Genomic DNA, 17,731 nt, shown 5'->3' on the forward strand with positions numbered 1-17,731 from the left:
GCAGCGGGCAACAATGACCCGTTTGCCCTCCATCCGCAAGGATTCGAGGAGCGGATCGAAGGGCCGCTATAGTGTGGCGGTATCGTGGCGGGACGGAGCGCGCTCTCGCGATCGTGTCACATGCCTTGATAATTTGGGCCGCCGCCGCCCTCCGGCGGAACCCATGTAATGTTTCCGTTGGGGTCCTTCACGTCGCAGGTTTTGCAATGAACGCAATTCTGCGCGTTGATCTGGAAGCGCGGACCGCTTGCCTCCTCGACCCATTCGTACACCCCCGCCGGACAATAGCGGTTCGACGGGCCGGCAAAGACATCGTGTTCGGAGGTCTTTTGCAGGTTCATGTCGGCGACCTTGAGGTGGATCGGCTGGTCCTCCTCATGATTGGTGTTGGACAGGAACACCGACGACAGCTTGTCGAAGGTGAGCTTGCCGTCCGGCTTCGGACCGAGGATCGGCTTGTGCTGCTTCGCCGGATCCAGCGTTTTGCGATCCGGCTTGGCGTGCGACTGGGTGCCGAACAGCGAGAAGCCAAACAGCGTGTTGGTCCACATATCGAGACCGCCGAGTCCGACGCCGATGATGGTGCCGAACTTGGACCACAGCGGCTTGACGTTGCGGACCCGGTGAAGGTCCTTGCCGACCGCCGACCCGCGCCAGGCGTTCTCGTATTCGGACAGTTCATCATTGGTGCGGCCCGCAGCCAGAGCTGCGGCAACATGTTCGGCCGCCAGCATGCCGGTGCCCATTGCATTATGGACGCCCTTGATGCGCGGCACGTTGACGAAGCCCGCCGCGCAGCCGATCAGCGCGCCGCCGGCGAACGACAGCCGAGGCACCGATTGATAGCCGCCTTCGGTGATCGCGCGTGCGCCATAGGAAATGCGCTTGCCGCCCTCAAATGTGCCTCGTACTGCCGGATGCGTCTTGAAACGCTGGAATTCCTCGAACGGCGACAGGTACGGATCGTTGTAGTTGAGATGGACGACGAAGCCGACGGCAACGAGGTTGTCGCCGTAGTGATAAAGGAACGAGCCGCCGCCGGTCGAATTGCCGAGCGGCCAGCCGAACGAATGCTGGATCGTGCCCTTCTTGTGCTTGGCCGCATCGATCTGCCAGACTTCCTTCAGGCCGATGCCGAATTTCGACGGCTCGCTCCTGGCATCGAGGCCGTACTTGGCGATCAACTGTTTGGTCAGGCTTCCGCGCGCGCCTTCGGCGAACAGCGTATACTTGCCGAGCAATTCCATGCCACGGGTATATGAATCCTTGTGCGAGCCGTCGCGCGCCACGCCCATGTCGCCGGTAGCGATGCCGCGCACTTCGCCGTTCTCGCCATAGACCACTTCAGCCGCGGCGAAGCCCGGATAGATTTCGACGCCGAGCGCCTCGGCCTGCGGTGCGAGCCAGCGGCAGACGTCGCCGAGCGAACCGATGAAGCAATGATGATTGTTCATCAGCGGCGGCATCATGATGTTCGGCAGCTTGATCGCGCTGCTTTCAGTCATCCAGTAAAACTGGTCGTCCTTGACCTGCGTCGTCAGCGGACAATCCGCATCCTCGCGCCAGTTCGGGAGCAGCTTGTCGAGCGACACCGGATCGATCACCGCGCCGGACAGGATGTGCGCGCCGACCTCGGATCCCTTCTCGACCACGACCACCGACAGGTCGGGATTGATCTGCTTCAGCCGGATCGCTGCGCTGAGGCCGGAGGGACCGGCGCCGACGATCACAACATCGAATTCCATCGATTCGCGCGGCGGCAACTCTTCAGTGCTCATGGTGTCGTCTCGGAATAATGTTTCGGAATGGTTCTAATTATTGTTCTTTCCGATTTTGCGGCGAAGAACAACCCCGTGGGCGGATCGGGCAGAGAAACCGCTAAATTGTTCCGTAAGCCGTTTCGTGCCGAGGCGATCCAGCCTACAATGGTGGCATCCATGATGCCTGATCCCATTCCCACCCTTTCGGCCCGCGACCTGCTTGCCTTCTATCTGGAGGCCGGCGTGGACTGCGCATTGTCTGACGAGCCAGTGGATCGGCTGTCGGAATCCGAGGCCGTTGCCGACGAACCGCCTGCTCCGCGTCAGATGCCTCGGGCCGGGATTTCCGCGCCAGCCATTTCGCGCAGCGAAATCGCGCCGGCACCGGACGTTGCGATCATGTCGGCGCGCGACATCGCGCCGACAGCGGCAACGCTGGCAGAACTGCGTGCACTGCTCGAGACGTTCGACGGCTGCGCCCTGAAAGCGACCGCCACCAAGCTCGTTTTCGCCGACGGCAATCCCGAAGCGAAAATCATGTTCGTCGGCGAAGCACCCGGCCGGGACGAGGACCTCGAAGGGCGGCCGTTTGTCGGCCGCTCCGGCAAGTTGCTCGACCGGATGATGAACGCGATCGGGCTCGACCGCTCCAGCGCCTACATCGCCAACATTATTCCGTGGCGGCCGCCCGGCAACCGCGATCCATCGCCCCAGGAAACGCAGATCTGCCTGCCGTTCATCCGGCGCCAGATCGAACTGGTCGATCCCGACGTCCTCGTCTGCCTCGGCAAACCGTCCTCGCAGGCGGTGCTTGAGCTCAAGGACGGCATTATGAAAACCCGCGGCCGCTGGTACGACTACGACACCGGCAGGCGGAAAATCCGCACGATGCCGACCTTCCATCCCGCCTACCTGCTGCGATCGCCGTCCTACAAACGCATGACGTGGCAGGATTTGCGGGCGGTGAAAAAAGCACTTCAGCCTTGAGCGCAGGCACTGAAGTCCGAACGCCGGAGCGACACACCTTGCTGCATGGCCGGTATTCGAGGCGCTATTTCCCATAGAATAATCTTCTGTTTCTGCGCATAAACGCAGAACAGGTCGGCTGTAACAACCGCCCTTCGGAGACGGAAGATGACGGCCAGCACCGTAACGGAGATTTATGACGACACCCGCGCGCGCTCCAATGTGAAGCGGCTCSCGGTTGCGCAGGCATTGACCGGCGCCAATACGGCCGTGATCTACGCAACCGGATCCATCATCGGCGCGACGCTGGCACCGAGCATCTCCTGGGCGACGCTGCCGCTGTCGATCTACGTCCTCGGCCTTGCTTGCGGAACGCTACCGACCGGCATGGTCGCCCGCGCTTACGGCCGGCGCATCGCCTTCATCATTGGTTCGGGATGCGGCGCGTTGTGCGGGCTACTTGCCGCGTACGCCATTCTCCTGGGGTCGTTCTCCCTGTTCAGTGTCGCAACGTTCCTCGGCGGCATCTATGGCGCGGTGTCGCAGTCCTATCGTTTCGCCGCAGCCGATGGCGCCAGCCTTGGATATCGCCCGAAGGCGATCTCATGGGTGCTGGCGGGCGGGATCTTCGCCGCGTTACTCGGTCCGCAGCTTGTGCAGTGGACGATGGATTTCTGGCCGCCTTATCTGTTTGCCGTGAGTTTCCTCGCGCAGACGGTCGTTGCGCTGATCGCGATGGCGGTGCTTGCCACTGTCGATGCGCCGAAGCCGGCGGCGGCTGACTTTAGCAGCGGGCGGCCGCTACTCGAGATCGTCCGCCAGCGCAGTTTCATCGCCGCGGCGCTCTGCGGCACGGTGGCCTACACCATGATGAACCTGCTGATGACCTCCGCGCCGCTGGCGATGAAGTTCTGCGGCCTGACGATCAGCGATTCAAACTTCGGCATTCAATGGCACATCATCGCGATGTACGCCCCGAGCTTCTTCACCGGCTCGCTGATCGCACGCTTCGGCGCGCCGGTCGTGGTGGCGGCGGGGCTCTTGCTGGAGGCGCTGGCGGCGGTGATCGGACTATCCGGTATCTCGGTTGCGCACTTCTGGGGAACGCTGATCATGGTCGGCCTCGGCTGGAATTTCAGCTTCATCGGCGCTTCAGCGCTGGTGCTCGAAACCCATCGGCCGCAGGAACGCAACAAGGTTCAGGCCTTCAACGACTTCCTGGTGTTCGGAACGATGGCGATCGGTTCGTTTTTGTCCGGGCAATTGCTGGCCCATTATGGCTGGTCGGTGGTCAACAGCGTGGTGTTTCCGCCGGTCGCGGTTGCGCTGGTGTGCCTCGCGCTCGCCAGCCTGGCACAACGGCGCGCCAAGATAGCCTGAGCTCAAGACAGCCTTAATTTATTGAGCTTTCGGCCGCACCACGGCCCAACCGATCCGCAGCAACGGCAGGCGTCCGTTGACCAGGCGCTCGAACGCGCGCGGCACTTCGGGAACGATGCCCGGAAAACGTTTGAGGATATCCGCGGGCGGCGTGCCCGCCGTATCCTCGGCGCGCCACACCACAAGGCCGCCGGTCTGATTGAATTTTTCGGGCGTCAGCCATGGCGTCTCGGCGGGTGTGGCATCGAAGAAGACATGAGGCCGGCTTGGCGCGGCGAAGCCGATCAACTCGACCAGCCGGCGATCACCTGCGACGGCCTGTAGCGGCTGGTTGACGCGGCGCTGGTAGCTGTCACCGAAAAACCGACCGATGTCGGTCGCCGGCAATGCCGTCCTGACTTCTGCGCCACCCGCCCACGGCTGAATCAGCGCGGCTGCCAGCACCACCGCCGTCGGCGCCAGAATCAGGAACAGCCAGATCGAACGCAGGACCTGCTGGCGCCGGAGATAGATCAGGTCGCCCGCAGCGACGATTACCGCCAGGCCGGGCATCACCAGCGTCACGCCATCACCACCGAATACCCGGCTATGCCCCAACGCCGCACCGAGCAGGCTCAGGACCAATGCCGGCGCGCAGGCGAACACATAGACGAAATTGCGCGCGAACGGATCGACCGGCGGACGGAAGATAGTGGGTGCGTCCTCCGGCTTGCGGTTGAGCGCACGCGAATTGAAGATCAGCAGCAGCGCGATGCCGGCCAGCGCCATCAGCAATCCGCCAAACAACACGCCCCACGACAGGAACCGATCGCCCAGCGCACCGGCCGCGGGCAATTGCGGAAGCGTGACCGCACCGGCTCTCACAGCCCAGATCGCATAGGGCAGCGCGAGCACCGCAATGACCATCGCGCCGAGCAGCGGATCGAACGACATCAGAGTCGCGCGACCTTGTTTCGTGGCAAGGGCGAAACCGATCAGAATCAGCAACAATGGAATCGCCGCATGCGTGGTGAGAAGCAGAAGCCCGATCTCGATTGACAGTGCGAACCACGCGTTACGCCGGCCCTGCCCCATCACCCGCCAGCTATGCAGCAAGGTGAGGGCCCACAGCGGCCGCGCCAGTACTTCGGGCCCGAATTCAACGCCGGGGAAACTGAACACCGTGATGGTCGCGGTCAGCATCACCGCAAGCACCGCCTGCTGTCCGCCGACAATGGCGCGCCCGAGCGTAAACACGGCCCACAGCGTCACGACAAAGCAGGCCTGCGACAGCAGATAGACGCCGACGACGTGATTGCCGGCGAGACGGAAGGCAATGTCGGCGAGCCAGAACGCGAACGGCGGCCCCTGCATGGTGCCGACCTGATATTCGCGACCAAAAGCGAGGACCGACGCCATGTTGCCGGGAGGGCTGCCATAAAACAGCATCGGCACAATGAACCACAGCGCCGCCTGCAGCAGCACAGCGATCCAGAAGGTCAGCCGCGGGCGGGCGCGGACCAGTTCAACGATCAGGGATGTGAAGCGCATGAATCGGATGAACCGGCTGGACGACGGACGAGCCCGCTCCGTTTGATAAAGCGCGGTGGCCGATCAGGCAACTCGGGCGGATGATTCCGCTGTGAACCCCGCATCCGCCATGCCGGCATCCTCGCCTATAACATTGATATCCGACGTCCCATGCTTGAGATGCGCCGCTGCGACCGGCGCGAAGAAACGGCGATGATGAATGGTCGGACCAAGCCGATCCAGAGCGGCGAGATGCGCGGGCACGCCGTAGCCCATATGACTGTCGAAACCGTAGCCGGGGTGCTCGAGCGCCAAACGGCACATCAGACGGTCGCGCGACACCTTGGCGACGATCGACGCCGCCGCGATTGAGGAAATAATGCCGTCGCCGCCGATCACGGCCTCGCAGCCGCAGGCAACCTCGATCCGGTCGCGACCATCGACGAATACGTGCTTCGGCGCCTCGGGCAGCGCCTGGACCGCACGCGCCAGCGCCCACAGTGACGCGCGCAAGATGTTATCGCGCTCGATCCGTGACGGCGGCGCGGCAGCAACCGCGACCAGAGACGTGGCGCAAATTTCCTCGAACAGTTCCTCCCGGCGCCCGCGCGTCAATCGCTTCGAATCGTCGAGGCCTTTGGGAATCCGCTTCGGATCGAGGATGACCGCAGCCGCGACCACCGGCCCCGCCAGCGGTCCGCGTCCGACCTCGTCGCAGCCGGCGACCGGCCACACGCCATTTTTTATCAGCGCGCGCTCGCGCCGGAAACTCGGCGGCGTGGCGGTAATGGCGCCATGTGCGGCTTTCGGCGTGCGCGGAACCGGTGATGACTTGTCGCGAATCATGGGGCGATGCTGCGGGCTGAGGCCGACCCGCGCAACCGGAAATCCCCGCTATTCAGTCCGCCAGATGAACGAGATTGTCCGCGCCGACCTCGATGCCGGGCGCGACCACCGCCTCCCATGGATGGCCGTCGGGATCGGCGAAATAACCGGAATATCCGCCGTAGCCGGTCCGATGCGCCGCTTTCAGCAACGCCGCCCCCTGCGCGACCGCGAATGCGAGGACCGCATCCACCTCGGCTTCGTTGCGGCAGTTCCATGCCAGGGTGACGCCGCGAAACGCCGCCGGCTGCGGCTGGCTGGCAATTGCAGCGTCCGCAGCGAGTTTGTCCCACGGATAGAGCGCGAGGACCGCTCCTCCGGTGTCGAAGAACGCGACCTCGTCGCCCGTCACACGGAGTTTTCGCGTAAATCCGAGCGCTTCATAGAACGCGATGCTTCTGCGCATGTATTCGACGCCCAGCGTCAGGACCGTGAATCGGGCCACCGGCTTTTGCAACGGGTCACTCATGGCAAACTCCTGACAGGTCCTTAGAACAGATCGAGTTGATCGCTGCCACGGGTCGGCTTGATGAAATGGGCCGTCGTCAGTTTCGAGCGGCGCTTGTTGAGGCCGAGCCGATCGCAGGCGATCTCGAACCGCCGCCCGATCATCCAGGCCATAGGTCCTGTGCCTTTCATCCGCGCTCCCCACTGCGAATCGTAGTCGCGGCCGCCGCGCATGTCGCGGATCAGCGTGAACACATGGCGATAGCGATCGGGATAATTCGCCATCAGCCATTCGCGGAACAGGTCGCGCACCTCCAGCGGAAGACGCAGCAGCACGTAGCTCGCCTCCTTTACTCCCGCGTGGGCGGCGGCATCGAGGATGCGTTCGATCTCGGAATCGTTGAGCGCCGGAATCACCGGCGCAACCATGACCGTTGCAGGAATACCGGCATCGGCCAACTGGCGCAGCGCTTCGAGACGCTTCGGCGGCGTCGAGGCACGCGGCTCCATGGTGCGTGCCAGCTTCGGATCGAGCGACGTTACCGAGATCGCCACCTTGGCGAGATTTCGCTTGGCCATTCGCGCCAGAATATCGATATCGCGGGTCACCAGCGCCGATTTGGTAACGATGCCGACCGGATGCGATGTTTTCTCCAGCACCTCGAGAATGCCGCGCATGATTTTGCGCTCGCGCTCGATCGGCTGATACGGATCGGTGTTGGTGCCGATCGCGATCATGCGCGGCTCGTAGCCCGGCGCCGCCAGTTCCTTTTCAAGAAGTTCGGGGGCATCCGGCTTCGCAAACAACGTGGTTTCGAAATCCAGTCCCGGCGACAGCCCGAGATAGGCGTGGGTCGGACGCGCGAAACAGTAGACGCAGCCGTGCTCACAACCGCGATAGGGATTGATCGAACGGTCGAAACCGATATCGGGCGATTCGTTGCGGGTAATGACCTTGCGCGCGGTATCGAGCCCAACCGTGGTCTTGAACGGCGGAAGTTCGTCGAGACTCTGCCAGCCGTCGTCGAAGGCGACCTTGGCCTCGGCCTCGTAACGCCCGCTCGTATTGGATTGGGCTCCGCGACCGCGCCGCCGCTCCCGGTCGATCGCGATGCCTATATCGTCGAAGGCCTCGGCTTCTGCCGGGGCGGGCGGCACGGGAACTTCGTGCTTCAAGACATGCGCTGTTCTGCTCATGATTCAAAGATAGCACGTCATTAGAACAAAACAAGAACATGAATTCCGGATTTCACAGGAGCCATCCCGGCGTTCCGGCGTTGGTTCTCCGTCCGCCACATCTAGAACTGGAAGGAGATTGCGACATGCGCAAACTATTGATGACCGCCGCGGCCATCGGATTATCAGCCGCAGGGCTGGTTTCAGTCGCCTCGACTCCGGTTAAGGCTGGCCCGATCTGTCTGACCGACAAGGAATCCTCGGGCACCTTCCAGAGCTGCGAATTCTACAGCTTCAGGGCTTGCCGCGCGTCACAGGACGGTGTGGGCGGCACGTGCGTTCGCAATCCGTACGGGGACGACGATGCCTATTCAGAGGGGCTGATGGGCGGCCCGGTCGTCGAATATGGGTCGAGCTACAACCGCTATGATGGCCCGATCTATGGCGGCGGCTACGTCCGATGGTACCGCGCGTACTGACGGCGGCTGACAGAGATAAAGATACGGCGAATGGCGGCGCGTTGAGGCGGGCCGCCGTTCGCTGTCCTGCGATGCCGTTAATTGCGGCAGTGACGGGCTTTTTCACGCATTGTAAAGCGACTATTGCCGCGCACGGTCGTTCCCGTTACGCGTCATCCCATGATCAGCGTCGTTATTCCCACTGAAGGCCTTGAGGCACCCGTGGTTGCCACCCTCGCAGCTCTAGTGCCCGGCGCCGCCGCCGGCGTCATTCGCGAGGTGACGCTGGTCGACCGCACTTCTGATGATGCGATCGCGCGTGTTGCCGATGTCGCCGGTTGTCATTTCCTGGCCTGCGGTGGGCTGTCGCGTGCCGCAGCCTTGGCCGCCGGCGCAAGACAGGCGCGGTCGGCATGGCTGATGTTCCTGCATCCCGGCGCCGTGCTCGATTCCGGCTGGATCGACGAGACCGCCCAGTTCATTCAAAGCGTGTCACTCAGCGGGCATCAACTCGCCGGCGTGTTCCGCTACGCCCGCTCGCCCTACACCGGCAGCGAGTGGGGTGAGGGCTTCCGCCGATTGTCGCGGATCATCGGCGGGCCGTCGGCGGATCAGGGATTGCTGATCGCCCGCGCGCATTACGATAGCCTGGGCGGCTATGCCGACGCGCGAAGCGCCGAGACCCGGCTGCTGTCGAAAATCGGCCGCAGCGGCCGCGCGATGCTGCGCACCCGGATTTTCGTTCCGGCGTAAGCAGTACGAATTAGTTGACTCAGTCAACAATCGATTGAATGATCGTGTCGCCCGCTTGCGACGAGACTTCAATCGATGCCTGCAAATCCCAACACCGACAACGATGCCCGGATCGCCGCGGTCCGGCGCTTCAACCGCTTCTATACCCGCAAGATCGGCGTGCTCGAGCAGCATCTTCTGCACAGCCCGTTTTCCCTGACCGAAGCGCGCGTGCTGTTCGAACTCGCGCATCGGGACCAAAGCACCGCCAGGGACATCGGTGCCGAACTCGGGCTCGATCCAGGCTACATGAGCCGCATCGTCCAGACCTTTCTCGATCGCGGCCTCATCACGCGAAAACCGCTCGCCTCCGATCGCCGGCAATTTCAGCTCGCGCTGTCCGCCAAAGGTCGGCAGGCGTTCAGCCGCCTTGATCGCACATCGCACCGGGAGATCGGGGAGATGCTCGGCGCTCTCCCTTCCGGAAGCGAGCAACGCCTGATCGAGTCGATGACCTCCATCGAACGTCTGCTTGGGGATCCGCCATCTCGCCCTAAGACTGCCCTGCGCACCCATCAGCCCGGCGACATGGGCTGGATCGTCCAGCAGCACGGCCTGCTCTATGCCCGCGAATATGGGTGGGGCATGCCGTTCGAAGGACTGGCGGCCGATATCGTGGCGCAGTTCGTGAAGAATTTCGATCCGGCGCGGGAACGATGCTGGATCGCGCACATCGATGGCGTGCAGGTCGGCTCGGTGATGCTGGTCAGGCAATCCGACGAGGTGGCAAAGCTGCGCCTGCTGCTGATCGATCCGCAGGCGCGCGGCCTCGGCGTCGGCAAACGGCTGGTCGAGGAATGCATCGCCTTCGCGAGACAGTGCGGCTATCGCAAGATCACGCTATGGACCCAGAGCATCCTGGTCGCGGCACGGGGCATTTATCGCGGCGCCGGCTTTGTGCATATCGCCAGCGAGCCGCATTGCAGCTTCGGCCAGGATCTTGTCGGCGAGACTTGGGAACTGACGCTGAAGTGACTCTATGTGGCGATCAGTTCCTCGCCTTGCCGCGCTTCAGGTGCTCGTCCAGCCGCGGCATGATCTCGACGAAGTTGCACGGCCGTGTCCGGTAGTCGAGCTGATGGGCGAGAATCCCGTCCCAGCCGTCACGGCAGGCGCCAGGCGACCCCGGCAGGCAGAAGATGAAGGTGGTGCCGGCGACGCCCGCGGTGGCACGGCTCTGAATGGTGGATGCGCCGATCTTGGCATGACTGAGCATGTGGAATGCGATCGAAAATCCGTCCATCCGCTTTTCGAACAGCGGCTCCATCGCTTCCGGCGTGACGTCGCGGCCGGTGAAACCGGTGCCGCCGGTGGAGATGATGACATCGACGCCCGGGTCGGCGATCCATGATTTGACCTTCGCCTGAATCGCCTCGACGTCGTCAGTGACGATGTCGCGCGCGGCGAGCTTGTGGCCGGCTGCGGTCAGGCGATCCACCAGCGTCGTGCCCGATTTGTCGTCGGCCAGCGAGCGCGAGTCGGAAATCGTCAGCACTGCGATGTTGAGCGGGATAAAAGGTTTGGAATCGCTGGTCGCCATCCGCCAATCCGTTTCTCGTCGTGGCCGGGCTGATCCCGGCCATCCACGTCCTCACCTGTATCACAAAGCGTGGATGCCCGGCACAAGGCCGGGCGCGACGGATTGGTGCGTCTCACTTACAGATTGTTGGTCGCGAAGGTGTTGCAAGCCGCAACCTTGCCCTGCTGATAGCCGATCATGAACCACCGCTTGCGCTGGGCAGCGGAGCCATGGGTGAAGGAATCCGGCACCACGCGCCCGGTGGCCTGGCGCTGCAAGGTGTCGTCGCCGATCGCCGAGGCGGTCTGCAGCGCGGCGTCGATATCGCCCGCTTCGAGGAAGCCGGGACGCTTCTTTTCCTCGCGATTGACCCAGACGCCGGACAGGCAGTCGGCCTGCAACTCGACCTTGACCTGAATCGCATTGGCTTCGGCGCGGCTGCCGGCCTGCTGCTGCGCGGCCGTCGCCTTCGGCAGGATGCCGAGCAGGTTCTGGATATGATGGCCGGCTTCATGTGCGATGATATAGGCTGCGGTGAACTTGCAGGCATTGCCCGAACAGCCGCGGAAGCGGGTCTCGACTTCACGGAAGAACCCGGTATCGAGGAAAATCTGCTTGTCCGGCGGACAATAGAACGGCCCCATCGCCGACTGCGCACGGCCGCAACGTCCGCCATTGGTGACGTTCCTGAACAGCACGATGCGCGGGCCTTGATAGGTGCGCCCGTTCTCCCGGAAAATCTCGCTCCAGCGATCGTCAACCTCGCCGAGGACGCCGGCGATCATGCTGCCCATTTCGTCGGTCGGTGCCCCGGCCTTCGACGGCGCGGAACGGCGGTCGGTCTGGTAGCTCGGCGCTTGCTGCTGGCCGCCGGTGAGAATCTCGGCGCCGCCGATCAGGATGCGTGGGTCGATGCCGACCGCCCAGCCGATCAGGCCGAGCACGATGACAGTCCCGATGCCGAGCCCGCCGCCTCCGCCCATCGGCAGGCCGAAACCGCCGCCGCCACCGCCGAACCCGCCGCCATCGTCGTCGCGGCGGTCGTCGATATTGTCGCTGCGGCGGAAATCATCGTAGCGCATCAGGGCATCTCCTCGATCGGCTGGGATCGTCCGCATCACAGCAAGACAGAGCGGCAAAGGATCCCGTCCATGATTCATACCGCGCCCGGCAATTATTGCCTAGTGCGGTCGTTCACTGGCCTGCTTCATCCCGCCGCGTATCTGCATTGCGTTGCCTGCCGCCGCGACCGGGCGGAATTCTCGTCTCGCGGCTCTGTCGCGTGCCTTGCATTGCGCACGCAGTGTACGCATCGCGAGCTTCCATATGTTCGCGACAAACAATGACGGAAAGATTTTTGCAGTTAAGTCGATTTTTACCTTGGGCCTTCATGGTGATGACAGTCGGATTTGTTGGTCCCGCGTCGCCGACTGCGTCGCCTGAGTCAGGTTTTGAGTCATGGTTGTGTCGCGTCGCGGGGCGTCTGCAAGGGCGCCCCGCACTCAATTTGAAACTTCCCCGGATTCGCGCGTCATCGTCGGCGATTGCGTCGCCGAGATGTCGAAATTGCCGTCAGGCTCGGTCGATCTGGTGTTTGCAGATCCGCCGTACAACCTGCAGCTCAAGGGCGATCTCAAACGTCCCGACGAATCGCATGTCGATGCCGTCAACAACGACTGGGACAAATTCTCGTCGTTCGCCGCCTATGACGACTTCACGCGCGCATGGCTTCTCGCCTGCCGCCGCATCATGAAGCCGTCGGCGACGATCTGGGTGATCGGCTCCTATCACAATATTTTTCGCGTCGGCGCGATCATGCAGGACCTCGGCTTCTGGGTTCTCAATGATATTGTGTGGCGCAAGACCAATCCGATGCCGAATTTCCGCGGCCGCCGTTTCACCAATGCGCACGAGACCATGATCTGGGCCGCGCGCGACAAGAACGCCAAGGGTTATACGTTCAACTACGAGGCGCTGAAGGCCGCCAACGAGGACGTGCAGGCACGTTCCGACTGGCTGATCCCGCTGTGCACCGGCGACGAGCGCCTCAAGGGCAAGGACGGCAAGAAGGTTCACCCGACCCAGAAGCCCGAAGGGCTGCTGGCACGCGTGCTGCTGTCGTCATCGAAGCCCGGTGATCTGGTGATCGATCCGTTCAACGGCACCGGCACCACCGGCGCGGTCGCCAAGCGTCTCGGCCGCAGCTACATCGGCTTCGAGCGCGACAAGGAATACGCCAAGGCCGCCGAGGCGCGCATCGCCGCCATCGAGCCGCTACCGGAAGCGACGCTGGCTCCGTTCATGACCGCGCGCGGCGCACCGCGCGTCGCGTTCTCCGAACTCGTCGAACGCGGCATGATTTCACCCGGCACCAAGCTGGTCGATGCCAAGAAAAAAATCGGCGCACTGGTGCGCGCCGATGGTGCCATCATGCTGGGCGACAAGGTCGGTTCGATCCACCGCATGGGCGCGCTCGCGCAAGGTTCCGAGGCCTGCAACGGCTGGACCTTCTGGCATGTCGAAACCCGGAAGGGTCTGCGTCTGATCGACGAATTGCGTGCGGAAATCCGCACCGAAATGGCGGCGGGCTGACCCGCCGCCCCTGCTCGATCTAGCTCTGGTGCGGCCCGCGCATCTGCTTCATCGCATCGGCGATATGGCGCCAGTTTTTGGCGTCCTCGGCCTTGCCTTCCTTCTCGAAAGTGATCGCCTTTTGCGCGGCCTCGGCAATGGCGTCCGGGCCACGAACCTGCAGGAGCTTCCGCGCGTAATCGTGAATTTCCGTTTGCAGCATGACGTTCTCCTCTTTTGCGCGCGCCGCAACCCACCGGCACAAGCCCTCGTCCGCGGAACACGCATGAACCGTGCAGAATGGATAACTCGCACATCCCGCAACGGTTTCATCGAATGAACCCGAGGCAGTGCGGATAGATTAGGCAGCAGCAGCCGGAAACCTGCCGAGAACCCGTTCAACCAGCGCCGAGTCGCAGTATTCCTTGATCTGCTTGATCTTGCCGTTCTGAACGCGCCAGACGAAGCAATACTCGTTGTTATAGCGCTCGCCGGACTTGGTGACGTTATCGCCCCGGGCCTCGACAACGACGTATTCGCCTTCGGCGATAAAATTGAAGGCCAGCGTTCGCGGCCGGTTGGCCAGCAGGCTTCGCAGATAGCCGAAAAGGCCGTTCGTGATCTCGTCCTTTCCGCTGAAGGTCCGCGACCACGAGCATTGGCCGGTCTGAACCCAGGTCGCATCGTCCGCGAGGTGGTCGATGAAGGTCGTGCCGCTGCGGTTAGCCGAGTCAGTGAATATCTGCTGGATAAGTTTCTTGTTGGCTTCGGCGCTCATGGCGACATCTCCGTTCGTGGGCGATGCGCCATCATGCGCAACCTGGCTCCATTCTTCCAATCGATACTAACTATGATATATATTCGCCAAATGAATTTGGCATCGCTCGACCTTAATCTCCTGGTTGCGCTCGACGCGCTGCTGCTCGAAAGCAATGTCGGGCGCGCGGCGATGCGGATCGGCTTGTCGCAGCCGGCGACCAGCCACGCGCTCCGACGCCTGCGCGATATCTTTCGCGATCCGCTGCTGGTGCGCGTCGGCGCCAGAATGGAATTAACACCACGCGCGCAGACCTTACGTGCGCCGCTCGCGCAGGCGCTTGATCAGGTGCGCGGCCTGCTCGTGCCCGACGAGTTCGATGCCGCGCGCAGCGAGCGGCGCTTCCGCCTGATGATGCCCGATCTCGCGGTCGAGTTGCTGATGCCGCGCCTGATGAGCAGGCTCGACAAAGCCGCGCCGCATGTCCGGATCGAAATTGTGCCGTGGCGCGGGCCGGCTGTGTTCACCGCAGAGTTCGCGCGCACCATCGACCTGATCGTCAGCATCGGCGACGCCTTCAACGGCTTCCACCGGCAATTGCTCTACACCGATTCCGATGCGCTGGCGGTGCGCAAGGGACATCCGGTTGGCGCGCGGTTGAAAAACCCGGCTGCGTTCCTCAAGGCGCGCCATGTCGCCGTCATCGGCCGCGGCCAGAACATTGATCTCATCGACCACTGGCTGCAGACTAAAGGTTTCGAACGTCAGATCGCGCTGGTGGTACCGAGTTACATCGAAGCCCTGCACGTCACGGCGCGCAGTGATCTCGTCGCATTCGTGCCGGGCCGGCTGATCGACGTGCTGGCGAAGCCGCTGGCCCTCTCGACGGTTCCACCACCGCTCGATCCCGGCATCGACGAGCAGTTCATGTTTTATCCGACCCGCGCCCAGATGGATCCCGGCTCGATCTGGCTGCGCAGCCTGATGCTGCAGATCGGCCGCGAACTCAGCGACGGCCCGCCCCGCTCCAGGCAACGCTAGACAATGATCCCGGTTGCCCGCCACCGGGCTCCCGTGCCATGACCTCCGCATCAAAGGGGCTTGTCATGACGGTACTTATCGCAGGCGGCGGGATCGGCGGACTGACGCTGGCGCTCAGCCTTCATCAGATCGGAATCCCGTGCCGGGTGTTCGAGAGCGTGACCGAACTGCGACCGCTCGGCGTCGGGATCAACGTGCTGCCACACGCCGTGCGCGAACTGATCGAACTCGGACTGCTCGACAAGCTCAACGCCTTTGGCGTGCGCACCAAGGAGCTGTCGTTCTTCTCCAAACACGGCAAGCCGATTTGGAGCGAACCTCGCGGGATCGAAGCTGGATACAAGTGGCCGCAATTCTCGATCCATCGCGGCGTCCTGCAGCAGATCCTGCTCGACGCGGTGATCGAACGGCTCGGTGCGGATAACCTTCTCACCAGCCATCATCTGTCAGATTTCACCGATACGCCGGACGGCGTGCGCGCAACCTTCATCGACCGCTCAACCGGCAAGGACGCCGGCACCTATGACGGCACGATCCTGATCGCCGCCGACGGCATCCATTCGGCGGTGCGCGGAAAACTCTATCCGCAGGAAGGCGCACCATTGTGGAACGGCCGCATCCTGTGGCGCGGCATTACCAAGAGTGACGCCTTCCTCTCCGGCCGCACCATGATCATGGCCGGGCACGAGGTCCTGAAGTTCGTCTGTTACCCGATATCCAATGCGCCGCTGCCGAACGGCAAGTACCAGATCAACTGGGTCGCCGAACGCCTCCTGCCGCCGACCTACAACTGGCGGCGCGAGGACTACAATCGCGCGGCGCGGATCGAGGAATTCCTGCCGTGGTTCGAGGACTGGCGTTTCGACTGGCTCGACGTCCCCGGCCTGATCCGCAACTGCCCGCACGCTTACGAATATCCGCTGGTCGACCGCGATCCGCTCGACCGCTGGACCTTCGGCAATGTCACGCTGATGGGCGACGCCGCGCATCCGATGTATCCGATCGGCTCCAACGGCGCATCGCAAGCGATCCTCGATGCTCGCGTCCTGACACGCGAAATCCTCGCGCATGGCGAAACACCGGCCGCGCTGCGGGCCTATGAAGCCGAGCGCCGCCCAGCGACCACGGAACTGGTGAAACTCAACCGCCGCAACGGTCCCGAGCAGGTGATGCAGCTGGTAGAAGAGCGCGCGCCGGACGGATTCAAGATCGTCACCGATGTGCTGTCGCAGCAGGAGCTGGAAGACATCGCCAATACCTACAAGAAGGTCGCGGGCTTTCAGGTCGAAGCGCTCAACGCCAAGCCGCCGATCGTGCCGCTGCCGGAGACGTCACAGTTATCCAGCGCGGGCTGATCTCAATCACCCAGCCCATGCGCGATCACCTTGCGCATGACGTTGGGCAGCGCCTCGTCCTTCAACGTCGCGATCGGCACCCAGCGCATCCCTTCGGGCGCTCGGGTCCGCGCCGGAACCTGCGCCGTGTAAATCGCAAGCTCCAGCGGGAAGTGCGTGAACACATGCCTCACCGTGCCGGCCTTGCGATGCCAGCGTGACGCGCCCTTCAAAACCGGCGCCTGCGCCAGCGCCACCTTGTCGTCGTGACCGGCAAGCCACTCCGATGTCGGCACTTCGGTCATGCCGCCGAGCAGCCCTTTGTCCGGCCGCGTCCGCACCAGAATCTCACCGCCGCGCGTGACGACGAACGCAGCACCGCGTCGTTGCACACCGGTTTTCTTCGCCGCCTTGCGGGGAAATGTTTCCTGATCGCCGCGCGTGCGTGCCGCGCAATCGTCGTTGAGCGGACAGAGCGAACACGCCGGCTTCTTCGGCGTGCAGATCGTCGCGCCGAGATCCATCAGCGCCTGCGCGGAATCGCCGGCGCGCGAAGAGCCGAGCAGTGCTGCGGCGAACCGTTGAATTTCCGGCTTCGCTTTCGGCAATGGGTCTTCCACCGCGAACAAGCGCGACACCACACGCTCGATATTGCCGTCCACCGGCATGGTGCGGCGGTCGAATGCAATCGCGGCGATCGCGGCGGCCGTGTACGGCCCGATGCCGGGCAGCTCACGCAAGCCGTCTTCGGTGTCGGGAAAATCACCGCCGTGATCGCGCAGCACGGCCACCGCGCAGGCATGAAGATTGCGCGCACGCGAGTAATAGCCAAGCCCGGCCCACATCCGCAGCACGTCGTCGAGGCTCGCCGCGCCGAGATCGGACACGGTCGGCCAGCGCGCGAGGAACTTAATGAAGTACGGTCCGACAGCCTTCACGGTGGTCTGCTGCAGCATGATTTCGGACAGCCACACCCGATACGGATCGGCGGGTTCACCGGGCAGCGCGCGCCATGGCAACACGCGGCGATGGCGGTCGTACCACGCCAGCAGAAGTTCCGGCCGACCGGCGGACTTGCGCGAGACGCCCACTTCGACTTTCTTTCGCCGTGCGGTGGCGCCTGCTAGGGTCATGCT

General features: G+C 63.3%; 19 protein-coding genes. 8 read left to right on the plus strand and 11 right to left on the minus strand.

Annotated elements, in window-relative coordinates:
- Positions 1-116: 116 nt before the first annotated feature.
- Both ASC80_RS11310 and ASC80_RS24250 read right to left on the minus strand, forming a co-directional pair.
- Complete coding sequence (locus ASC80_RS11310) at positions 117-1,778, minus strand: electron transfer flavoprotein-ubiquinone oxidoreductase (RefSeq protein WP_056296874.1); 1,662 nt, start codon at positions 1,776-1,778, stop codon at positions 117-119.
- A complete protein-coding gene (locus tag ASC80_RS24250) occupies positions 1,775-1,939 on the minus strand; it encodes a hypothetical protein (RefSeq protein ID WP_156464361.1) in 165 nt (54 codons plus the stop codon). The genes ASC80_RS11310 and ASC80_RS24250 overlap by 4 nt, the downstream gene beginning before the upstream one ends.
- Here ASC80_RS24250 and ASC80_RS11315 point away from each other — a divergent pair.
- Together ASC80_RS11315 and ASC80_RS11320 are read left to right on the plus strand one after the other, a co-directional pair.
- Positions 1,938-2,747, plus strand: a complete 810-nt coding sequence (locus ASC80_RS11315; protein WP_156464362.1) for a uracil-DNA glycosylase — start codon at positions 1,938-1,940, stop codon at positions 2,745-2,747. The two genes, ASC80_RS24250 and ASC80_RS11315, sit on opposite strands and share 2 nt — an antisense overlap.
- 147 nt (positions 2,748-2,894) lie before the next feature.
- Positions 2,895-4,106, plus strand: a complete 1,212-nt coding sequence (locus tag ASC80_RS11320; RefSeq protein ID WP_056296878.1) for an MFS transporter — start codon at positions 2,895-2,897, stop codon at positions 4,104-4,106.
- 18 nt (positions 4,107-4,124) lie between these two features.
- Here ASC80_RS11320 and ASC80_RS11325 read toward each other — a convergent pair whose 3' ends face one another.
- The 4 genes from ASC80_RS11325 to ASC80_RS11340 form a co-directional block, all read right to left on the minus strand.
- Positions 4,125-5,636: a glycosyltransferase family 39 protein gene (locus tag ASC80_RS11325; protein WP_056296881.1), complete on the minus strand. Its 1,512-nt coding sequence runs from the start codon at positions 5,634-5,636 to the stop codon at positions 4,125-4,127.
- A 63-nt stretch (positions 5,637-5,699) separates the two neighbouring features.
- Positions 5,700-6,461, minus strand: a complete 762-nt coding sequence (rnhB, locus tag ASC80_RS11330; protein ID WP_082512529.1) for a ribonuclease HII — start codon at positions 6,459-6,461, stop codon at positions 5,700-5,702.
- Positions 6,462-6,513: 52 nt separating this feature from the next.
- Positions 6,514-6,969: a VOC family protein gene (locus ASC80_RS11335; RefSeq protein ID WP_056296884.1), complete on the minus strand. Its 456-nt coding sequence runs from the start codon at positions 6,967-6,969 to the stop codon at positions 6,514-6,516.
- A gap of 20 nt (positions 6,970-6,989) precedes the next feature.
- The gene (locus ASC80_RS11340) at positions 6,990-8,144 is read right to left on the minus strand and encodes a PA0069 family radical SAM protein (protein ID WP_056296887.1); all 1,155 of its coding nucleotides are present in this window, start codon (positions 8,142-8,144) and stop codon (positions 6,990-6,992) included.
- 125 nt (positions 8,145-8,269) lie between these two features.
- On the opposite strand from ASC80_RS11340, the gene ASC80_RS11345 reads away from it, so the two are divergent.
- From ASC80_RS11345 to ASC80_RS11355, 3 genes are all read left to right on the plus strand, one after another.
- A complete protein-coding gene (locus ASC80_RS11345; RefSeq protein ID WP_056296891.1) occupies positions 8,270-8,602 on the plus strand; it encodes a DUF3551 domain-containing protein in 333 nt (110 codons plus the stop codon).
- Positions 8,603-8,761: 159 nt separating this feature from the next.
- Positions 8,762-9,334, plus strand: coding sequence for a glycosyltransferase family protein (locus ASC80_RS11350; protein WP_056296892.1), 573 nt, complete (start codon positions 8,762-8,764; stop codon positions 9,332-9,334).
- Positions 9,335-9,409: 75 nt separating this feature from the next.
- A complete protein-coding gene (locus ASC80_RS11355) occupies positions 9,410-10,348 on the plus strand; it encodes a bifunctional helix-turn-helix transcriptional regulator/GNAT family N-acetyltransferase (RefSeq protein WP_056296895.1) in 939 nt (312 codons plus the stop codon).
- Positions 10,349-10,361: 13 nt separating this feature from the next.
- On the opposite strand, the gene moaB is transcribed toward ASC80_RS11355, so the two are convergent.
- Complete coding sequence (gene moaB / locus ASC80_RS11360; RefSeq protein ID WP_056296897.1) at positions 10,362-10,913, minus strand: molybdenum cofactor biosynthesis protein B; 552 nt, start codon at positions 10,911-10,913, stop codon at positions 10,362-10,364.
- Positions 10,914-11,029: 116 nt separating this feature from the next.
- Positions 11,030-11,974 carry a KPN_02809 family neutral zinc metallopeptidase gene (gene ypfJ / locus ASC80_RS11365; protein ID WP_056296899.1) on the minus strand — a complete coding sequence of 315 codons (945 nt, stop codon included), beginning with the start codon at positions 11,972-11,974 and terminating at the stop codon, positions 11,030-11,032.
- Positions 11,975-12,350: 376 nt separating this feature from the next.
- On the opposite strand from ypfJ, the gene ASC80_RS11370 reads away from it, so the two are divergent.
- Positions 12,351-13,484: a site-specific DNA-methyltransferase gene (locus tag ASC80_RS11370; protein ID WP_056296901.1), complete on the plus strand. Its 1,134-nt coding sequence runs from the start codon at positions 12,351-12,353 to the stop codon at positions 13,482-13,484.
- A 19-nt stretch (positions 13,485-13,503) separates the two neighbouring features.
- Here ASC80_RS11370 and ASC80_RS11375 read toward each other — a convergent pair whose 3' ends face one another.
- Both ASC80_RS11375 and ASC80_RS11380 read right to left on the minus strand, forming a co-directional pair.
- Positions 13,504-13,686: a hypothetical protein gene (locus ASC80_RS11375; RefSeq protein WP_056298771.1), complete on the minus strand. Its 183-nt coding sequence runs from the start codon at positions 13,684-13,686 to the stop codon at positions 13,504-13,506.
- 138 nt (positions 13,687-13,824) lie between these two features.
- Positions 13,825-14,241 (minus strand): nuclear transport factor 2 family protein, encoded by a 417-nt coding sequence (locus ASC80_RS11380; protein WP_056298774.1) that lies wholly within the window; start codon positions 14,239-14,241, stop codon positions 13,825-13,827.
- A 90-nt stretch (positions 14,242-14,331) separates the two neighbouring features.
- On the opposite strand from ASC80_RS11380, the gene ASC80_RS11385 reads away from it, so the two are divergent.
- Entirely contained in the window at positions 14,332-15,261 is a 930-nt protein-coding gene (locus tag ASC80_RS11385; RefSeq protein ID WP_056296904.1) for a LysR family transcriptional regulator, read from the plus strand.
- A 65-nt stretch (positions 15,262-15,326) separates the two neighbouring features.
- Positions 15,327-16,616, plus strand: a complete 1,290-nt coding sequence (locus ASC80_RS11390) for a flavin-dependent oxidoreductase (RefSeq protein WP_056298776.1) — start codon at positions 15,327-15,329, stop codon at positions 16,614-16,616.
- A 2-nt stretch (positions 16,617-16,618) separates the two neighbouring features.
- Here ASC80_RS11390 and mutY read toward each other — a convergent pair whose 3' ends face one another.
- Positions 16,619-17,728 (minus strand): A/G-specific adenine glycosylase, encoded by a 1,110-nt coding sequence (mutY, locus tag ASC80_RS11395; RefSeq protein ID WP_056296905.1) that lies wholly within the window; start codon positions 17,726-17,728, stop codon positions 16,619-16,621.
- Positions 17,729-17,731: the final 3 nt, after the last annotated feature.

This window comes from Afipia sp. Root123D2 (assembly GCF_001425835.1).
Classification (GTDB): domain Bacteria; phylum Pseudomonadota; class Alphaproteobacteria; order Rhizobiales; family Xanthobacteraceae; genus Afipia.